We start from the raw sequence: 16,180 nt of genomic DNA on the forward strand, positions 1-16,180 counted from the left end.
GTTGCAGCGGATGTCTCGATATCAAGATATCGCCCGGAGTATCTCGACATCAAATTACTCCCCAGTATGATCACTGCGGGGCGAGGCGAAGATACAGCAGCCCGAGAACGATGACGGAAAGTACCGGGGCGAGAAACTTCTGCTCGAAGGCGCGGCCCGTCTTGATGCCGATCTTCCACGGCAGCAGCCACTTCTGCCGCATCGGCCAGAGCACCGGACAGCCCCTCTCGGTGCAGCAGTCACCCACGACGTGGGTGAGGCACCCGATCGCGACCGCCAGCCCCAGCCAGGCGTACTCCACGTGGTCGCTGCGGAACACCACGAACAGCCCGGCCGTCATGCCCACGTTGAGCATCGCCGAGGCGAACTTCTTGCCCGGGATGCCGATGCCGATCGCCCGCAGCGCCAGGCCGATGAGCAGGACCACCAGGATGTCGCGGCCGATCGGATAGGTGTTGGCCAGGTAGTGCGCGCCGAAGCCCGCGGCGATCGCGAACACCAGCGAGTGGGTGGCGTTGCGGTGGCCCCCGGCGAGCCACGAGACCGCCTTGCTCAGCCCCCAGGTGACCGGCCCGAACGTCTGCGCGATCGTCGCGCTCGGATGGTCGAGGTCCGGCAGCATCGCGGCACCGGCGCAGATGATGGCCCCGGCGACGAACTCGGCCGGGTTGAGCGCGTTGACCATGACGCCGGTCTCGATGAACCTGGACGTCTCGGTCAGCAGGGGCAGCGCGGCCAGCGCGGGCGCCACCCCCAGCCACGCGATCGCACCCGTCAGCGCATGCGTATGCCCCATCATCGGTCAAAAACCCCCATCAAGATCACCTCGGGAGACTGTACGTCAAAGCCTCCTCCAGATGGAGGACCGTGCCATTTCACGCCTTCGGCGTGTCGTGGGGGCGACATGGCCCCACCGCGCGTGCGCTGATCGTTTCCGGCCGACTCCGGGGTCGCCCGGGGGCGACGACGGTCCGCTTCGATCTCCCCGTCCCTTCACGAGAGGTGACTGCCATCCGAATCTTCCTACGGATGGGGAACGGATGGAACGGGTGAATGGTGCCTGGGGCAAGGGTTCCGGAGCGTCCCGGCGGAGTGATCGCCTTCAGGAGGCGAGCCGGGAGTGGTCACGGGCGGGCCCGGAGCGGTCACGGGCGGGCCCGGAGCGGCCGGAGGCGGCGTTGGAAGCGGAGGGAGGCGGCGCCGGGAGCGGAGGGCCTCGCGGGAGTCTTCACCGGAAGGCCGGGAAGTGATCCCGGGAGAGTCGCGATCAAGAGGTGACGTGCGGAAACGTCGGCGCGACCAGGAAGGAGGTGCGGAAACGACAGACGGGACCGTTCCGCGCCGAAAGCACCCCCCAGCCCTTCCGGCACGGAACGAATCCCGTCTACGTCCTTTGTAACGTGCAGGTCTCAGTACTTGTTCCAGAATCCGGCAAGAATTACGTGATCTGCCTCACTTCTACTTAGAGTAACCAGTCACTACTCTCTGCAATTTAGGCCGAAAGGTGGGCAAAAGCTGACAAAACGGGCCCCTGTGGCTCATGACAGCAGCCAGATGCCCCATGTCGCACAGAACCCCAATTTCATGACATGAGGTTGCTGGCAGAATGTTCTCGATATATCTTTGAAGCATCGAGAGCGATCAAAAGACGATCGCGTCATGGAGGTACGACATGACACCGTCCAACGCGATGGACGCCCCCTGGGGCGGGTTCGGCTCCCCCGAGGTCAGGCGCGAGATGAAGCGCGCGGCCAGGCGGGCGTGGCGGCAGATGGCCGCCGGATGGCACGAGGGTGGCCCCGAGCACGGCCCCCGCCCGCCGCACCACACGCACCACGAGCACCGTGAGCACCACGAGGGCGGGCCTCACGAGCACCGTCACCGCGGCCACCGCGGCCCCTTCCCCCTCGGCGGCTTCCCCTGGGACATGGGCCGGGGCGGCAGGGGGGGCAGAGGCCCGTTCGGCGGTGGCCCCTTCGGCGGCCCGCCGTTCGGCAGGGGGCGCAAGGCGAAGCGCGGCGACGTCCGCGCGGCGATCCTCGCCCTGCTCACCGAGTCCCCGCGCAACGGCTACCAGATCATCCAGGAGATCGAGCGGCGCAGCGAGGGCGGCTGGAAGCCCAGCCCGGGAGCGGTCTACCCGGCCCTGCAGCAGCTCACCGACGAGGGCCTGGTCCTGGCCGAGGAGAGCGAGGGGCGCAAGACCTTCGCCCTCACCGACGCCGGACGCGCCTACGTGACCGAGCACGCCGACGAGGTACGCGCCCCGTGGGAGGAGATGACTCCCGACGTCGACGACAGCACCTGGGAGCTGATGGACATCACCCGCCAGTCGGGGTTCGCCATGCTCCAGATCCTGCAGACCGGCAGCGACGCGCAGATCCGGCAGGCCAAGCAGACCCTGGTCGAGACGCGCCGCAAGCTCTACCAGATCTTGGCCGACGGCGACACCGGCGAGGAGTGACCTGACCATGACGCCCCGAGACGACCTCCGTATCGGAGACGCCGAGCGTGACGTGGCGATGGAGTCCCTGCGCGAGCACTACGTGCAGGGCCGCCTGACTCGCGAGGAGCTCGACGAGCGCCTGGAGATGACCCTGTCCGCGCGGACCGGCGGCGAGCTGGCCCGGGTGAGCGCGGATCTTCCCGGCCCGAACGCCTCCCGGACGGAGGAGTCCGAGGACGCCCGGGGTCCCTGGGGCGCGGGGGCTCCCTGGGGCCCGGGGGCTCCCTGGGGCCCGGGAAGAAGGCCGTGGGAGCCGGGCCACCGGCACCGCGCGCACGCCCACCCCTGGGGGCGTCACCGTCCCAGGGATCACCGGGGCTGGAGCCACCACCGCATGGGGCACCGCGGCGGGCCGCCGTTCTTCCCCCTGATCATCCCGGTGATGGTGGCCGGGGTGCTGATCGGCGGGTTCGGGGCGCTCAAGTTCGTCTTCCTCGCCTGGCTGGTGATGGCGGTGCTGAGCACGCTCCGCCGCGGACGCGGGCGTTCCAGGACCCGCTCCCGCCGGGTCGGCCCCCCGGCCACGTTCTGACCCCGGCCACGTTCCGACCCCGTCCCCGACGGGCCCCGGGCGGGCGCGGCGCGCTCGCCCGGGCGGCTCAGGCGAGGGACTCGCGGAGCCTTCGCATCTCCCCCGCGATCCCGTCCAGCGTCCAGTGCGCGTTCAGGCCGCTCGGGTTGGGCAGCACCCACACCGCCGCGCCGCCGATCTCGCTCTCCTGCGGCCCGATCACGGCCTTGGGCACACCGAACGCCTGCCGGTAGGCGGTCACCCCCGCCACCGCCAGCACCTTCGGCCGGACCTCGGCGACCAGCCCCGCCAGGCGCTCCCCGCCCGCGCGGAACTCCGCCGCGGACAGCTCCGCCGCCTGCGCGGTGGGCCGCCGCACCACGTTGGTGATCCCCAGCCCGTACGAGGGAAGCAGGTCCTGCTCGGCGGGCGAGAGCAACCGGGGGGTGAAGCCGGAGCGGTGCAGCGCGGGCCAGAAGCGGTTGCCGGGGCGGGCGAAGTGGTGGCCGGTGGCCGCGGAGTACAGGCCGGGGTTGATCCCGCAGAACAGCACGTCCAGCGAGGGCCCGAGCACGTCCTCGATCGTCCTCTCCTCCCCGGCCGCCTCGATCTCGGCGCGGCTCGGCCGCGCCGGGACCCGCGCTCCGGAGGTCACGCGCCTCACGGGCGGGGTGTTCTCCTGCTCCTTGGACGGCACGGGGCGAACCTAACCCATCTCCTCGAGCTTTCGCCCCTTGGTCTCCCGTACCTTGAACAGCACGAAGACGAAGGAGAGCGCGGCGAAGGCGGCGTATCCCACGTAGGCACCGGCCAGGTTCCACTCGCTCAGCGACGGGAACGAGACGGTGATCAGCCAGTTGGCCACCCACTGGGCGGCGGCGGCCACCGAGAGCGCGGCGGCCCTGATGCGGTTGGGGAACATCTCCCCCAGCAGCACCCAGACGATCACACCCCACGACAGGGCGAAGAACAGCACGAAGACGTGCGCGGCGATCAGGGCGACCGTGCCCTGGGCCTCGGGCAGCTTGACGGCCTCGCCGCTCGGGACGCCCGCGCTGAACGCCCACGCGGCCACGGCGAGCGCGACCGTCATGCCCGCGGAGCCGATCAGCAGCAGCGGCCGTCGGCCGATCCTGTCGACCAGCGCGATGGCGACGAACGTGCCGACGATGTTGATGATCGAGGTGGAGAAGCTGATGAGCAGCGAGTCCGACTGGTTGATGCCGACCGACTGCCACAGCGACGCCGAGTAGTAGAAGATGACGTTGATGCCGACGAACTGCTGGAAGACGGAGAGCAGGATGCCGATCCAGACGATCGGCAGCAGCCCGAGCCGCCCGCCGCGCAGGTCGCGCAGGCGGGGGCGGCGCTCGCTGCGCAGCGAGGTCTCGATCTCCGCCACCCGGGCGTCCAGGTCGCTTCCCTCGCCCTCGACCTCCGCCAGCACCTTGCGGGCCGCGTCCGACCTCCCGACCGCGATGAGGAAGCGCGGCGACTCGGGGATGACCGTCGCGAAGACCAGATAGAGCAGGGCGGGGATCAGGCAGGCGCCGAGCATCCACTGCCAGGCCTGCAGCCCGAGCAGCTCGTTGTTGACGTCGCCCCCGGCCCGCTCCGCGATCGCGTAGTTGGCCAGCTGGGAGACCGCGATGCCCAGCACGATCGCGAGCTGCTGGAAGGACCCCAGGCGTCCCCGGTAGGCGGGCGGCGCGACCTCCGCGATGTAGGCGGGGCCGATCACCGAGGCCATGCCGATGCCCACGCCGGCGAGCACCCGCCAGAAGGCCAGGTCCCAGAGCGCGAAGGGCAGGGCCTGGCCGATGGAACTCACCGCGAACAGGATCGCGGCCACCTGCATCGTCCTGGTGCGCCCCCAGCGGTCGGCCAGCCCTCCGGCGATCCAGGCGCCCAGTGCCGAGCCCAGCAGCGCGATCGCCACCACGAAACCGGTCTGGACGGGGCCGACGTCGAAGTTCTTCTCGATCCCGGTGACGGCGCCGTTGATGACGGCGCTGTCGTACCCGAAGAGGAAGCCGCCGATCGCCGCGGCGGCGGTGATGAAGACGACGTGCCCGATGTTCTCACCGGAGGTGCCCGTGGGAGCGGTTCTGGCCATAAGGGTTCTTTCCCCCGGAAGGGGGTTTGAGACATGGCCCCGGCCTTTCGGGGACGGCCCCATCCCGGCCGTCCCCCACCGGCGCCGTCCCTGTCGGCATCGCGGCCGGGGGCTACAGCCGGGGGTCGACCGGTTCGGACTCCAGGGCCAGGACGGCGAAGACCGCCTCGTGCACCCGCCACAGCGGCTCCTTCTCGGCCAGCCGGGAGAGCGCCTCGAGACCCAGCGCGTGCTCGCGCAGGGCCAGCGAGCGCTTGCGGCCCAGGAACCGGTGGCGCAGGACGTCCAGGCTCTCGGTGTAGTCGGGACCGTAGATGATCCGCAGGTACTCGCGCCCGCGCACCTTGATCCCGGGCTGCACCCGGCTGCGCCCGTCCGGCGGGTCCAGCGGCTTGACGACCATACCCTCGCCGCCCTCGGCGGTCAGCTCCGACCACCAGGCCGTGGCCGCCTCCGTCGACTCCGGCGAGGTCAGGTCGGCGAAGACGTGCCGGGTGGGCGCGATCAGCGGGTCGTCGAGCCGGGACAGCAGGTCCAGGTGCCAGGAGTGCGGCTCCTGGATCGCGGTCGCCCTGCCCTCGCAGGCGAGGATCTGGAACGGTGCCAGGCGGAGGCCCTCCAGCCCGGAGACAGGCCAGCAGTAACGTGCATATGCCTGCCTGAAACGGGCAGCGTTGGTGGAGCGGCGGCGGGTGCGGTCCAACAGATCGCCCACATCCAACCCGCGCCCGGCCGCCGCTTCCAGCACGGTGACCGCCTCGGGCAGCACCGTACGCGCCGCGGCGCCCACCGAGGCGTACTGGCCGCGGATCAGCCCCTCGGCCTTCGCCGACCAGGGCAGCAGCTCGCAGTCGAGGGCGACCCAGTCAGACCCCAGCTCCTCCATCAGCGGCGCGCACACCCGCCTGAGCCTGTCGACGAGCTCGGTGGTGTCGGCGAAGAACGGCCGTCCGGTGCGGGTGTAGACCGCCCCGGCGCCGCCGTCGGTGATCCCGAAGCGCGCCGCCGCCACCCCCGGGTCGGCGGCCAGCACGGCCACCGCCCGCGAGCCCATGTGCTTCTCCTCGCACACCACCCGGGTCACCCCGGCCGCCGCGAACTCGGCGAACGCCTCGGCCGGGTGCTCCAGGTAGCCGTCGAGGCGGGAGGTCTCCGGCGGCGCCATCGTCGGCGGGAGGTAGACCAGCCAGCGTGGGTCCACCGCGAACCGGCTCATGATCTCCAGTGCGGCGGCCGAGTTCTCCTCGCGGACCTTGATGTGACCACCGCCGTGACGCACCTCGATGTGGCGGGTGCCCCGGACGTCGTCGACGGAGAGCAGGCCGGGATCGCGGTGGCCGGGAGCGGTGAGCGGCCTGACCGATTCGTACCAGACGCGCTCGGCGGGCACCGAGACGATCTCCCGCTCCGGGTAGCGCAGGGCGGTGAGCCGCCCGCCGAAGACCACCCCGGTGTCCAGGCAGATCGTGTTGTTGATCCACTCGGTCTCGGGGACCGGGGTGTGGCCGTAGACGACCATGGCCCGGCCCCGGTACTCGCGCGCCCAGGGGTAGCGCACCGGCAGGCCGTACTCGTCGGTCTCGCCGGTGGTGTCGCCGTACAGCGCGAAGGAGCGGACCCTGCCGGAGGCGCGGCCGTGGTAGTCCTCCCTGAGCCCGGCGTGGGCGACGACGAGCCTGCCCCCGTCGAGCTGGTAGTGGCTGATCAGCCCTTCCATGAAGGCCAGCGCCTCCCGCCTGAACTCCTCCGGCTCGGCGGCCAGCTGGTCCAGCGACTCCTGGAGGCCGTGGGCCACCCGGACCTTGCGGCCGTTGAGCGCGCGGGCCAGCTTCTGCTCGTGGTTGCCGGACACGCACAGCGCGGTCCCGGCCGCGACCATGCCCATGACCAGCCGGAGCACGCCCGGCGAGTCGGGCCCCCGGTCCACCAGGTCGCCGACGAACACCGCGGTCCTGCCCTCGGGGTGGACGGCCCCGGCGCCGCCGGGATCGACCTGCCAGCCGAGGTCGCGCAGCAACGTCTCCAGCTCGGCGCGGCAGCCGTGCACGTCGCCCACGATGTCGAACGGGCCGGTCAGCTCGCGCCTGTCGGTCCACGCCTTCTCGGTGACGACCGTGGCGGCCTCGATCTCCTCGGTCCCGCGCAGCACGTGGACCCGGCGGAAGCCGTCACGGGAGATCCGGCCCATGGAACGGCGCAGCTCCTTGCGCTGCCTGATGACCACGCGTGCCCCGAAGTCCCGGTCGGGCCTGGACTCGTTGCGCGCGACCGCCACCTCCTCGGGCACGTCCAGGACGATCGCGTCGACCAGCACGTTGTGCGACTTGGCGAGCGCGATCAGCTGCTTGCGGGCCTCCCACTGCACGTTCGTGGCGTCCACGACCGTGAGCAGCCCGCGCCGCAGGCGGGTGCCGACGATGTAGTGGAGCACGTCGAAGGCGTCGGGGGTGGCGGCCTGGTCGTTCTCGTCGTCGGCGACCAGCCCCCGGCAGAAGTCGGAGGAGATCACCTGCGTCGGCGCGAAGTGCCTGGCGGCGAAGGTCGACTTGCCGCTGCCGGACACCCCCACGAGCACGACCAGCGACATCTCGGGTACGGCGATCTCAGTCATCTCCACCTCCCTCGTTTCCCGTGCTTCCCGTGCTTCCCGTGCTCACGGACGTGTCCGTGCTTCTTCCGGAATCTTTCGTGTCCGTGAGGCCGAACAGGGCCATCTGGGTGGGCGGGCCGACCTCGGGGTCGTCGTCGCCCACCGGCAGGAACTCGACGCGGTAGCCGTACTCGCCGCACACCTTCGCCGCCCACGCGCGGAACTCGGCGCGGGTCCACTCGAAGCGGTGGTCGGGGTGACGGGCGCCGTTCAGGAACTCGTAGCGGACGTTGTACTCGACGTTCGGGGTCGTGACGATCACGTGTCCCGGCCGGGCGGTTCCGAAGACCACCCGCTCCAGCGCGTCCAGGCGCGGCGGGTCGACGTGCTCGACGACCTCCATCAGCACCGCGGCGTCGTACCCGGCGAACCGGGCGTCGGTGTAGGTCAGCGCGCCCTGGAACAGCTCCAGCCGCTCCCTCCGGCGCTCGGGCATCCGGTCGAGCCTCAGGCGCCTGGCCGCGAGCGCCAGGGCCTGGGAGGACACGTCCACCCCGGCCACCCTGCCGAAGCGGGGGCGTTCGAGCAGCGCCCCGACCAGGCGGCCCGAACCGCACCCGAGGTCGATGACGGTGCTCACTCCCAGCTCCTCCAGCGTGGCGAGCACGGCCTCCAGCCGGAGGGTGTTCAGCGGCCGCCTGGCGGCACCGGCGGTGCCGGCCTCGTCCGGCGTCCCCGGCGCGCCGGAGGGCGTACCGGGCGGCGAAGAGGCGGCGGCGGGCGTCACGGAGGTGTCATCTTCCGTGGCGGAGCCTTCCCGAGCGGGGCTCCCCTTGGCCGGGGCCCCGTCAGGGCCTCCACCGTCGCCCCCCTCCGCGACCGGGCCTTCCTGGGCAGAGCTCTCCTGGACGGGACTCTCCTGGGCAGAGCTCTCCTGGGCGGGGTCCGGCACGCCGGGGTCGGCCGAGGGGTCCTCCTCGACGGGGGGTTCGAGGTCCTCCTCCACGTCGTCGCCGATCTCGGCGAGGCGGGCGAAGGCCGTACGGGTGAGGGCCCAGCGACGGCCGAGGTAGCGGCGGGTGATCAGAGCCCGCTCGGGGTGGGCGGCCAGCCACGACTCGCCCGCCCTGATCAGCTTGTCCACCTCGTCGGGGGCCACCCAGTAGTGCTTGGCGTCGTCGAGCACCGGCAGCAGCACGTAGAGCTGGTTGAGCGCGTCGGCCAGGCGGACCTCCCCGCGCAGCACCAGCCGCACGTAGCGGGAGTCGCCCCACTCGGGGAACTCCTCGTCCAGCGGCAGGGCGGTCGCCTCGACCCGCCAGCCCAGCGGTTCGAACAGCCGGTGCGCGAGCTCGGGGCCGCCCTTGCACGGCAGCACGGGCAGGGTGATCTCCAGTGGTATCGGCCCCGCGGCCAGCTCGGGACGGCTGTCGCAGCGTCCGGTGCGCGCCGTGCGGAACACGTCGGCCAGCGCCACGGCCAGCAGCGACGACGCGGCGTAGGGCCGGTCGTTGACGTACTGGCCCAGCGTGTAGTCGGGCGTGGACCGGTCGCGCGAGCGCACCAGGCGGATCGGGTCGACGTCGAGCATCAGCGCGGCCGTGCAGCGCTCCTCACCCGCCTCGGGGTAGAGGACACGTGCCACGCCGTACGACTGCCCGAACTCCTGGACCCGGTCGGGATGCTTGTGCAGCAGGAAACCGAGGTCCGTGGCGGGGCGTACGGTGGTGGAGATCGTCAGTAACACCCGGTTCAGTTTGCCGCACCCATGCCGGGACGGCCATCGGTTAACGGCCCGATGATGATCTCGTATTCACACGGGACGGTCATTCACACGGAACGTTAAATCACACGGAACGGTCCCCGGAGGTTCACGGGCGGGGGAGAGCGGAGGGCGAGCCGGTCCGTGACCGGCTCGCCCGTGACCGGTCCACCCGTGACGTGCGGGGGCGGAAACTACACGTGGGTCAGAAGCTCGTCCGCGATGAGCTCCAGGTGTTCGAGGTCGTCCAGGTCCAGCACCTGCAGGTAGATCCGCTCGGCGCCCAGCTCGGCGAACCGGCCGATCTTCTCGGCCACCTCGGCGGGGGTGCCAGCCAGGCCCGTCGCGCGCAGCGCGGCGAGGTCCTGCCCGATCACCCCGGCCCGTCGTGCGATCTCCGCGTCGTCGGCGCCGACGCAGACGGTCTGCGCGGCGGAGAACACGACCGGCTCCCTGCCCTCCGCCTCGCACGCCTTCCTCACCCGGTCGAAGGCCTCCGAGGTGTCCTCCAGGGTGCGGAACGGCACGTTGTACTCGTCGGCGAACCGGGCGACCAGGCGCGGGGTGCGCGTGGCGCCGGTGCCGCCGATGATGATCGGCGGTTTGGGGCTCTGCGCGGGCTTCGGCAGCGCGAGCGAGTCGGCCAGCCGGTAGTGGGCCCCTTCGAAGGAGAACGTCTCGCCCTCGGGCGTGGTCCAGAGCCCGACCAGTATCTCCAGCTGCTCCTCGAACCGGCCGAACCGCTCACCGATCGGCGGGAACGGGATGCCGTACGCGGTGTGCTCGGCGTCGTACCAACCGGTGCCCAGGCCCAGCTCCACCCGCCCGCCGCTCATCTGGTCGACCTGGGCCACGCTGATCGCCAGCGGGCCCGGCAGCCGGAAGGTGACCGGCGTGACCAGGGTGCCGAGACGGATCGTGGTGGTGTCCCTGGCCAGGCCCGCCAGGGTCGTCCAGGCGTCGGTGGAGCCGGGTCCCGGGTCGCCGGGTCCGATCCGCATGTAGTGGTCGGAACGGAAGAAGGCGTCGAACCCCAGCCGCTCCGCGGCCAGCGCGACCGCCAGCAACTCGTCGTATGTGGCACCCTGCTGCGGTTCAGTGAAGATCCTCAACTTCATGGAACCATTATCCGGGCACTCCGGACGGCATCCGCTGAAAGCCCGCGCCGTGGCGGGGGCGCTTGCTAACGTTCTGGCCTCTGACGCAACGGGTAGCCGATCGACCACTCACAGCGATCACCCTTTGTCCGTCGAGGAGGGGATCACATGCCTGTGGCGACCGACCGCCCCGACACCCGCCGGACCCGAGAGCCCGGCACCCCGCCCCGCCCCCTCGTGGTGCTCGCCTCGATCGTGCTCGCCACCGGCACCGGCGCCGCGATCTGGCTGCTGCCCTCCAGGGCGCAGGGCGAGTGGGCCGCCCCCGGGGAGCGGGCCGGGGCCGGGGCGACGCCCGCGAAGACGGCCCTCGCCCCCACACCCTCACCCTCGCCCTCGCCCTCGCCCTCGCCGACCGTCGCCCGCCCCTCGGGCTTCGTGACGTTCGTGGACGCGGTCCGCGAGCCGCGCTTCAACCTGTCCAGGGAGGCCAGGAGGAGCCACGTGCGCTGGTTCACGCTGGGCCACCTCACCGCCGGGCTCACCGAGCGGAAGGGCTGCGTCCCCAGGTGGGGCGGGCTCCAGGAGCAGGGGGGCAACCCGGTCGCCAACCGGCTCGCCTCCCTGCGCGCGGCGGGCGGGGACGCGGGCCTCGCCTTCGGCGGCCCGGCGGGGCGCGAGCTCGCCTCGGCCTGCTCCGACCTCGCCAGGCTCACCGCCGCCTACCGCCGGGCGATCGACGCCTTCGCGGCCACGTACGTCGACTTCGAGGTCCGCGACCCGGCGGGCGGCGCCACCGTGCTGCGGCGGGCCAGGGCGATCGCGGCCCTGCAGCGCGAGGCCGCGGGCGAGGGCCGTTCCCTCACGGTGAGCTTCACCCTCCCGGTCACCGGGACCGGTCTGTCCCCCGGCGACCAGGAGATGCTCCGGGCCACCCGGGCGGCGGGCGCCGAGATCGCCATCGTCAACCTGCTGGCGCCCGTCGGCCCGGTTCCGGGCGCCGGGAGCCGCCTGCGCCCGATCGCCTCGGCCGTCCGGGCCGCGCACCCGCAGATAGCCCGTTCGCTGGGCGAGAGCGCCGCCTGGCACCGGATCGCCCTGACACCCGTGCTGGCCGGGTCCGGCGACCTCACGCGGCCGGAGGCCCGCAGGCTCGCCGCCTTCACCAGCCGCAACCACCTGGCGTGGCTCTCCACCAGGGGTGTGACCCTCTCCCCGGGCATCACCCGGTTCCTCAGCGGCGCGACGCGCTAGACGGGCCCCGAAGGCACGCTCGGCAGGACTGGACAAGTCCACCCCTTTGGGGTTATGAATGGGTTATAACCCTACTGTAACCCCAAAGGGGAGACGAGATGCCGAAGATCAATGTCTATCTGCCCGACGAGCTGGCCGAGGCGGTGAAGAAGGCGGGCGTGCCGGTCTCCGCCGTGTGCCAGCGGGCCCTGGAGCAGGCCGTCCGGCGGGTGACCGCCATCCGCGAGACGGCGCTCAGCGCCGCCGAGCTCGGTGACCTGACCGCGCGTCTCACCCACTTCACCCCGCGGGCGCGGGAGGTGGTCAAGCTGGCGGTGGAGCAGGCGCGCGCCCTGGGCGCGGCCGAGGTGGGCACCGAGCACCTGCTGGGCGGCATGCTCGCCGAGGGGGGCAATCTAGCGCTCCAGGTTCTCGGCGCCCTGGAGATCGACCCCGAGGAGGTACAGCGCCGCCTGGACCGGCTCGGCCTCGACGCCCCGGCCACGGCCGGTGCCGCCGAGACGGAACTCGCCTTCGGCGCGCCCGCGGCGACGGCCCTGGAGATGACCGTCACCGAGGCCACCTCGCTCGGCCACAACTACGTCGGCTGCGAGCACCTTCTCCTCGGGCTGGTCGCCGAGCCCGACGGGGCGGCCGGGCGCATCCTGCGGGAGCTGGGCGCCGAGCACCGGCTGACCCGCCACGCCGTCTCGGCCGCGCTCGCCGGCTACGTCCACCTGCGCGCGCAGACCGCGCCCGCCGCCCCTCCCCAGGCCCCGGCCCTGCCCCTGCCCGCCGAGGCGGCGAGCGCCCTGTCGGCGGCCGTACGCGAGGAGCTGCGCCCCGTCCTGCTCAGGCTCGAACGGCTGGAGGAGCGTCTCGGCACGGCGGACGAGGCGTAGTGGCGGGCACGCCTACCCGCACGGCCGGGCGCCTGGTCGTGGGCGTGGTCGCATGGCTGGTCACCGGGATCGCCGTCGGCGTGCTCGTGGGGATGGGCTCGGGCGTGCTCGCCGGGGTCCTGGCGGGCCTGAGCGCGGGCCTGGGCGTGCGCGCCCTCACCGGACGCCTCCTGGCCGAGGTGGGCACGGGCTCGGACCGGAAGTCGCCCCTCGGCCACCGGCCCCCGGCGGCCGCCGGAGAACGGCGGCGGCACCGGGGGAACCTCACGGCCTCACCGGGCCCGGCCGCACAGGGCGGCGTCGAAGGCGGCGATCAGGTGCTCGCGTTGCCCGGCCGTACCGGCCTGGCCCGTCGTGTAGACGGTCGCCTGGCGTCCCGACCGGTCACGCCCGCTGACGACCGACACGCCGGGCACGTCACCGCCGTGGAACCAGGCCGGGCCACAGCTCAGCCGGGCGCGGGCGACGCCGAGACCGTACCGGGCCTCCTCGGGCCAGCCCTCCTCCCCGACGGGCACGGGAGCGCCGACCATCGTCCGCAGCGTCTCGCGTGACAGCACCTCGCCGTCGAACACCCCCCGCCAGAACCGGTCGAGGTCCTCGGGCGTGGAGACCAGGCCACCGCTGGCGCCGAACTCGTAGCCGGGCAGCCGGGTGAGGTCGACGATCCCGGCTCCGGGGTCGGCGGGATGCACACCGTACGTGTGCGCGTGCGCCCCGCGGATGCCCGTCTCGCCGGCGGCCGGCCAGTAGGTGTCGCGCATGCCCAGCGGCTCCATCACCAGGTCGCGGCTGACCTCGCGGAAGTCGCGGCCGGTCACGGCACGCACGATCATGCCCGCGACCAGGTAGTTGGTGTTGGAGTAGGCGAACCGGCCGAGGGGCGTCGGCGTGCGGGCGAGCGCGAGCGCGAGGTAGTCCTGGGGGATCTTGGACCAGTCGACCGCGTCGGCGTACTCGGGCAGCCCGCTGGTCTGCCGGAGGAGGTCGCGCACCGTGATCTTCCGCCCGTCCGTCGCCGCGCCCGCGCCCTTCCCGCGCACGACGCCGGGCAGGTAGCGGTCGACGGGCGCGTCCAGGTCGATCTTGTTCCGCTCGACCAGCCGCATCACGGTCACCGCCATGACCGGCTTGGTCACGCTGCCGATCCTGAACCTCCCGCCCGCACCGACCATCGGCCGCCCGGTGCCCCGCTCGGCGGTGCCGGACGCGACGGTGACGCCCCTGCCGTGACGGTCACGGACGTGGGCGAGCGCGCCCGGCAGCCCGTCCGCGCCGGTGAGCCGGTCCAGCCGCGCCTGGAGGGAGGTGGGACGAGGTGTCTCCGGCTCGGCCCGCGCGAGAGCGGGACTCGGCGGGAACGGCAGTGCCGACAGGACCAGCGCGCCGGCGACCGCGGCCGCGAGCGACCGGCGGGAGTACTTCCAGGACATGACTTCGCCTCACGGCTCGGGGACGGATGACGCCCCCGGCTCTGTCGCGGGGAGAGGAGAAGGGCAGTGACGCCCGCACCGCTCTTGCGGGGAGGGCCTCCCCTACTCCCTCCGGTCGTGCCCGCCCAACGGCGAACCGGCCGCCGGACCGGGGGAGAGCGCCCCGCGGGACGAGCACGGGCCGGACCGGACGTACCGGCTGTACTACCGGCCGCTCTCCCCCGCGCGAAGGTCCCCGTCCTCACGGGCACTCCCCGCCTCACGAGCGCTTCGGCGGGCCTCCCGGAAGCTCTCCGCGAGCAGTTTCAGACCCGGTTCGATCCTGTCGAGGGGGATGGCGCCGTACCCGAGCACCAGTCCCGCCCGCGCGCGGGACTCGCCGTAGTAGGTGGCGAGGTCCTTCAGCACGATGCCCGCCCTCCTCGCGTACGCCGTCACGAGGGCGGTGTCGACCCCGGCGTCCGGCGTCAGGTAGGCGCAGAGGTGCAGGCCCGCGGCGGAGGGGACCGGCTCCAGCCAGTCGCGGAAGTCACGTCGCAGGATGGTGAGGATCCGGTCGTGGCGGGCCGCGTACTCGCGCGTCGCCCTGCGGATGTGCCGCCCGAGGAGGCCCTCGTCGATGAAACCGACGAGCGCCGCCTGGGTGGGGAGCTCGCCGCTCCAGTCGGTGAGCCGCTTGGCGGCGCGGAGGGCGGGCTGGAGCGAGGCGGGGGCGATCAGGAAGCCCAGCCGCAGCATCGGCAGCATCGTCTTGGAGAAGGAGCCGACGTAGATGACGTGACCGCTGTGGTCGAGGCTCTGGAGCGGTTCGAGCGGGCGGTCCCCGAAGCGGAACTCGCTGTCGTAGTCGTCCTCGATCACCACGGCGCCGCGCCGCCCGGCCCATTCGAGCAGCGCGGCGCGGCGGCCGAGCGACATCGGCGTACCCAGCGGGAACTGGTGTGACGGCGTGACGTAGACGAGGCGGGCGGAGTCGGGGAGGGCGGCCACGTCCAGGCCCTCCCCGTCGACGGGGACGCCGACGACCCGCGCGCCCAGGGACCGGAACAGCAGCCTGGCCGGAGGGTAGCCCGGCTCCTCGACGGCCACCCGGCAGCCCGGCTCGATCATGACCCGGCCGATGAGGTCGAGCGCCTGCTGGGCTCCCTGCGTGATGAGCACGTCATCGGCGCTCGCCCGCACCGAGCGGGAGACGCCGACGTGACGGGCGACGGCCTCCCGCAGGCCCGCGTACCCGGAGGAGGCGCCGTAGCCGGCGGAGCGCACCAGCGCCGGGCGCAGCTCGCGGGCGACGAGCCTGCGCCACGTCTCGAGCGGGAACAGCTCCGCGTCGGGGAGACCCACCCTGAAGTCGTAGACCGCCTCCTCCGGCGGTTCGGCCGGTGGGGCGGCCAAAGAGCGCCAGAGGCGGCGGGGGCGCACGCCGCCGCCCTCGGGCGCGTTCCTCGCGCGGGTGCGGGCGAGAGGCTCGTCGCACACGAAGGTACCCGCTCCGACCCTGCCGACGAGAACGCCTTCGGCGGTGAGCCGCTCGTAGGCGACGGCCACGGTGTTGCGCGAGACGTCGAGCCTCCGCGCCAGCTCGCGGGTGGGGGAGAGGCGCTCCCCCGGGCGCAGGCGGCCGTCGAGGACGGCGTCCAGGAGCTGGCGGTAGATGCGGGCGGACAGGTCACCACGACCGGTGAGGCTCACGTGGAAGTCCATCGTGTTCCCCCCGTATTGGCCCGGTGGATTTCCCGTGTATTGGATCTTACACGGGACCAATGGGCTCCATAGAGTTGCCCTCCGTGCGGCTCGCGGCGGGCCTTTCCGGCCCGGGACCCCGCCCGGGACCCGGCTCGGGATCCAGCCCGGGACCCGGCTCGGGACCCCGCCCGGGCGCGTCGCGGGTGCGTCGTGGGTGCGGGACCGGAGACGGACGCGCATCCGGGTGACGCCGACCTGATGCCGGGACGCCGTCCGAGCCCACTCACTCTTGCCCGCACCCATCCGAGCCCGGCCCAGCCCAGCCCGGCTGAGCTCACCCGCAC

At 72.6% G+C, this 16,180-nt stretch carries 12 protein-coding genes; 4 read left to right on the forward strand and 8 right to left on the reverse strand.

Annotated elements, in window-relative coordinates; translation table 11 throughout:
- Window positions 1-70: 70 nt before the first annotated feature.
- Window positions 71-796: a metal-dependent hydrolase gene (locus tag ACFYWM_RS23660; protein WP_389917607.1), complete on the reverse strand. Its 726-nt coding sequence runs from the start codon at window positions 794-796 to the stop codon at window positions 71-73.
- Between the two features lie 876 nt (window positions 797-1,672).
- Between ACFYWM_RS23660 and ACFYWM_RS23665 the strand changes: the two genes are divergently transcribed.
- Window positions 1,673-2,464, forward strand: coding sequence for a PadR family transcriptional regulator (locus ACFYWM_RS23665; protein ID WP_389917608.1), 792 nt, complete (start codon window positions 1,673-1,675; stop codon window positions 2,462-2,464).
- Between the two features lie 7 nt (window positions 2,465-2,471).
- Window positions 2,472-3,038, forward strand: coding sequence for a DUF1707 domain-containing protein (locus tag ACFYWM_RS23670; RefSeq protein ID WP_389917609.1), 567 nt, complete (start codon window positions 2,472-2,474; stop codon window positions 3,036-3,038).
- Between the two features lie 67 nt (window positions 3,039-3,105).
- Here ACFYWM_RS23670 and mug read toward each other — a convergent pair whose 3' ends face one another.
- From mug to ACFYWM_RS23695, 5 genes are all read right to left on the reverse strand, one after another.
- On the reverse strand, window positions 3,106-3,672 hold the full coding sequence (gene mug / locus ACFYWM_RS23675) for a G/U mismatch-specific DNA glycosylase (RefSeq protein ID WP_389917722.1): 567 nt from the start codon (window positions 3,670-3,672) through the stop codon (window positions 3,106-3,108).
- Window positions 3,673-3,723: 51 nt separating this feature from the next.
- Window positions 3,724-5,133, reverse strand: coding sequence for a sugar porter family MFS transporter (locus ACFYWM_RS23680; RefSeq protein WP_389917610.1), 1,410 nt, complete (start codon window positions 5,131-5,133; stop codon window positions 3,724-3,726).
- Window positions 5,134-5,245: 112 nt separating this feature from the next.
- The gene (locus tag ACFYWM_RS23685; protein ID WP_389917611.1) at window positions 5,246-7,744 is read right to left on the reverse strand and encodes a polynucleotide kinase-phosphatase; all 2,499 of its coding nucleotides are present in this window, start codon (window positions 7,742-7,744) and stop codon (window positions 5,246-5,248) included.
- On the reverse strand, window positions 7,737-9,470 hold the full coding sequence (locus tag ACFYWM_RS23690; RefSeq protein WP_389917612.1) for a 3' terminal RNA ribose 2'-O-methyltransferase Hen1: 1,734 nt from the start codon (window positions 9,468-9,470) through the stop codon (window positions 7,737-7,739). Before ACFYWM_RS23690 ends, ACFYWM_RS23685 begins: the two co-directional genes overlap by 8 nt.
- Window positions 9,471-9,679: 209 nt before the next feature.
- Entirely contained in the window at window positions 9,680-10,603 is a 924-nt protein-coding gene (locus tag ACFYWM_RS23695; protein ID WP_389917613.1) for an LLM class F420-dependent oxidoreductase, read from the reverse strand.
- Between the two features lie 147 nt (window positions 10,604-10,750).
- On the opposite strand from ACFYWM_RS23695, the gene ACFYWM_RS23700 reads away from it, so the two are divergent.
- Together ACFYWM_RS23700 and ACFYWM_RS23705 are read left to right on the forward strand one after the other, a co-directional pair.
- Window positions 10,751-11,836, forward strand: a complete 1,086-nt coding sequence (locus ACFYWM_RS23700; protein WP_389917614.1) for a hypothetical protein — start codon at window positions 10,751-10,753, stop codon at window positions 11,834-11,836.
- A 98-nt stretch (window positions 11,837-11,934) separates the two neighbouring features.
- Window positions 11,935-12,717, forward strand: a complete 783-nt coding sequence (locus ACFYWM_RS23705) for a Clp protease N-terminal domain-containing protein (RefSeq protein ID WP_389917615.1) — start codon at window positions 11,935-11,937, stop codon at window positions 12,715-12,717.
- A 272-nt stretch (window positions 12,718-12,989) separates the two neighbouring features.
- Here ACFYWM_RS23705 and ACFYWM_RS23710 read toward each other — a convergent pair whose 3' ends face one another.
- Entirely contained in the window at window positions 12,990-14,150 is a 1,161-nt protein-coding gene (locus tag ACFYWM_RS23710; RefSeq protein ID WP_389917616.1) for a serine hydrolase domain-containing protein, read from the reverse strand.
- Window positions 14,151-14,354: 204 nt separating this feature from the next.
- A complete protein-coding gene (locus tag ACFYWM_RS23715; RefSeq protein ID WP_389917617.1) occupies window positions 14,355-15,854 on the reverse strand; it encodes a PLP-dependent aminotransferase family protein in 1,500 nt (499 codons plus the stop codon).
- Window positions 15,855-16,180: the final 326 nt, after the last annotated feature.

The sequence above is a fragment of the Streptosporangium sp. NPDC002721 genome, from assembly GCF_042888905.1.
In the GTDB taxonomy this organism is placed as follows: Bacteria; Actinomycetota; Actinomycetes; order Streptosporangiales; family Streptosporangiaceae; genus Streptosporangium.

Excerpts from the sequence above, each read along its gene's own strand:
- ACFYWM_RS23685 (WP_389917611.1), bottom strand. The coding sequence starts at position 7,744 with ATGACTGAGATCGCCGTACCCGAGATGTCGCTGGTCGTGCTCGTGGGG.
- ACFYWM_RS23715 (WP_389917617.1), bottom strand. The coding sequence starts at position 15,854 with ATGGACTTCCACGTGAGCCTCACCGGTCGTGGTGACCTGTCCGCCCGC.
- ACFYWM_RS23680 (WP_389917610.1), bottom strand. The coding sequence starts at position 5,133 with ATGGCCAGAACCGCTCCCACGGGCACCTCCGGTGAGAACATCGGGCAC.
- ACFYWM_RS23710 (WP_389917616.1), bottom strand. The coding sequence starts at position 14,150 with ATGTCCTGGAAGTACTCCCGCCGGTCGCTCGCGGCCGCGGTCGCCGGC.
- ACFYWM_RS23670 (WP_389917609.1), top strand. The coding sequence starts at position 2,472 with ATGACGCCCCGAGACGACCTCCGTATCGGAGACGCCGAGCGTGACGTG.
- ACFYWM_RS23665 (WP_389917608.1), top strand. The coding sequence starts at position 1,673 with ATGACACCGTCCAACGCGATGGACGCCCCCTGGGGCGGGTTCGGCTCC.
- ACFYWM_RS23700 (WP_389917614.1), top strand. The coding sequence starts at position 10,751 with ATGCCTGTGGCGACCGACCGCCCCGACACCCGCCGGACCCGAGAGCCC.
- ACFYWM_RS23660 (WP_389917607.1), bottom strand. The coding sequence starts at position 796 with ATGGGGCATACGCATGCGCTGACGGGTGCGATCGCGTGGCTGGGGGTG.
- ACFYWM_RS23705 (WP_389917615.1), top strand. The coding sequence starts at position 11,935 with ATGCCGAAGATCAATGTCTATCTGCCCGACGAGCTGGCCGAGGCGGTG.
- ACFYWM_RS23695 (WP_389917613.1), bottom strand. The coding sequence starts at position 10,603 with ATGAAGTTGAGGATCTTCACTGAACCGCAGCAGGGTGCCACATACGAC.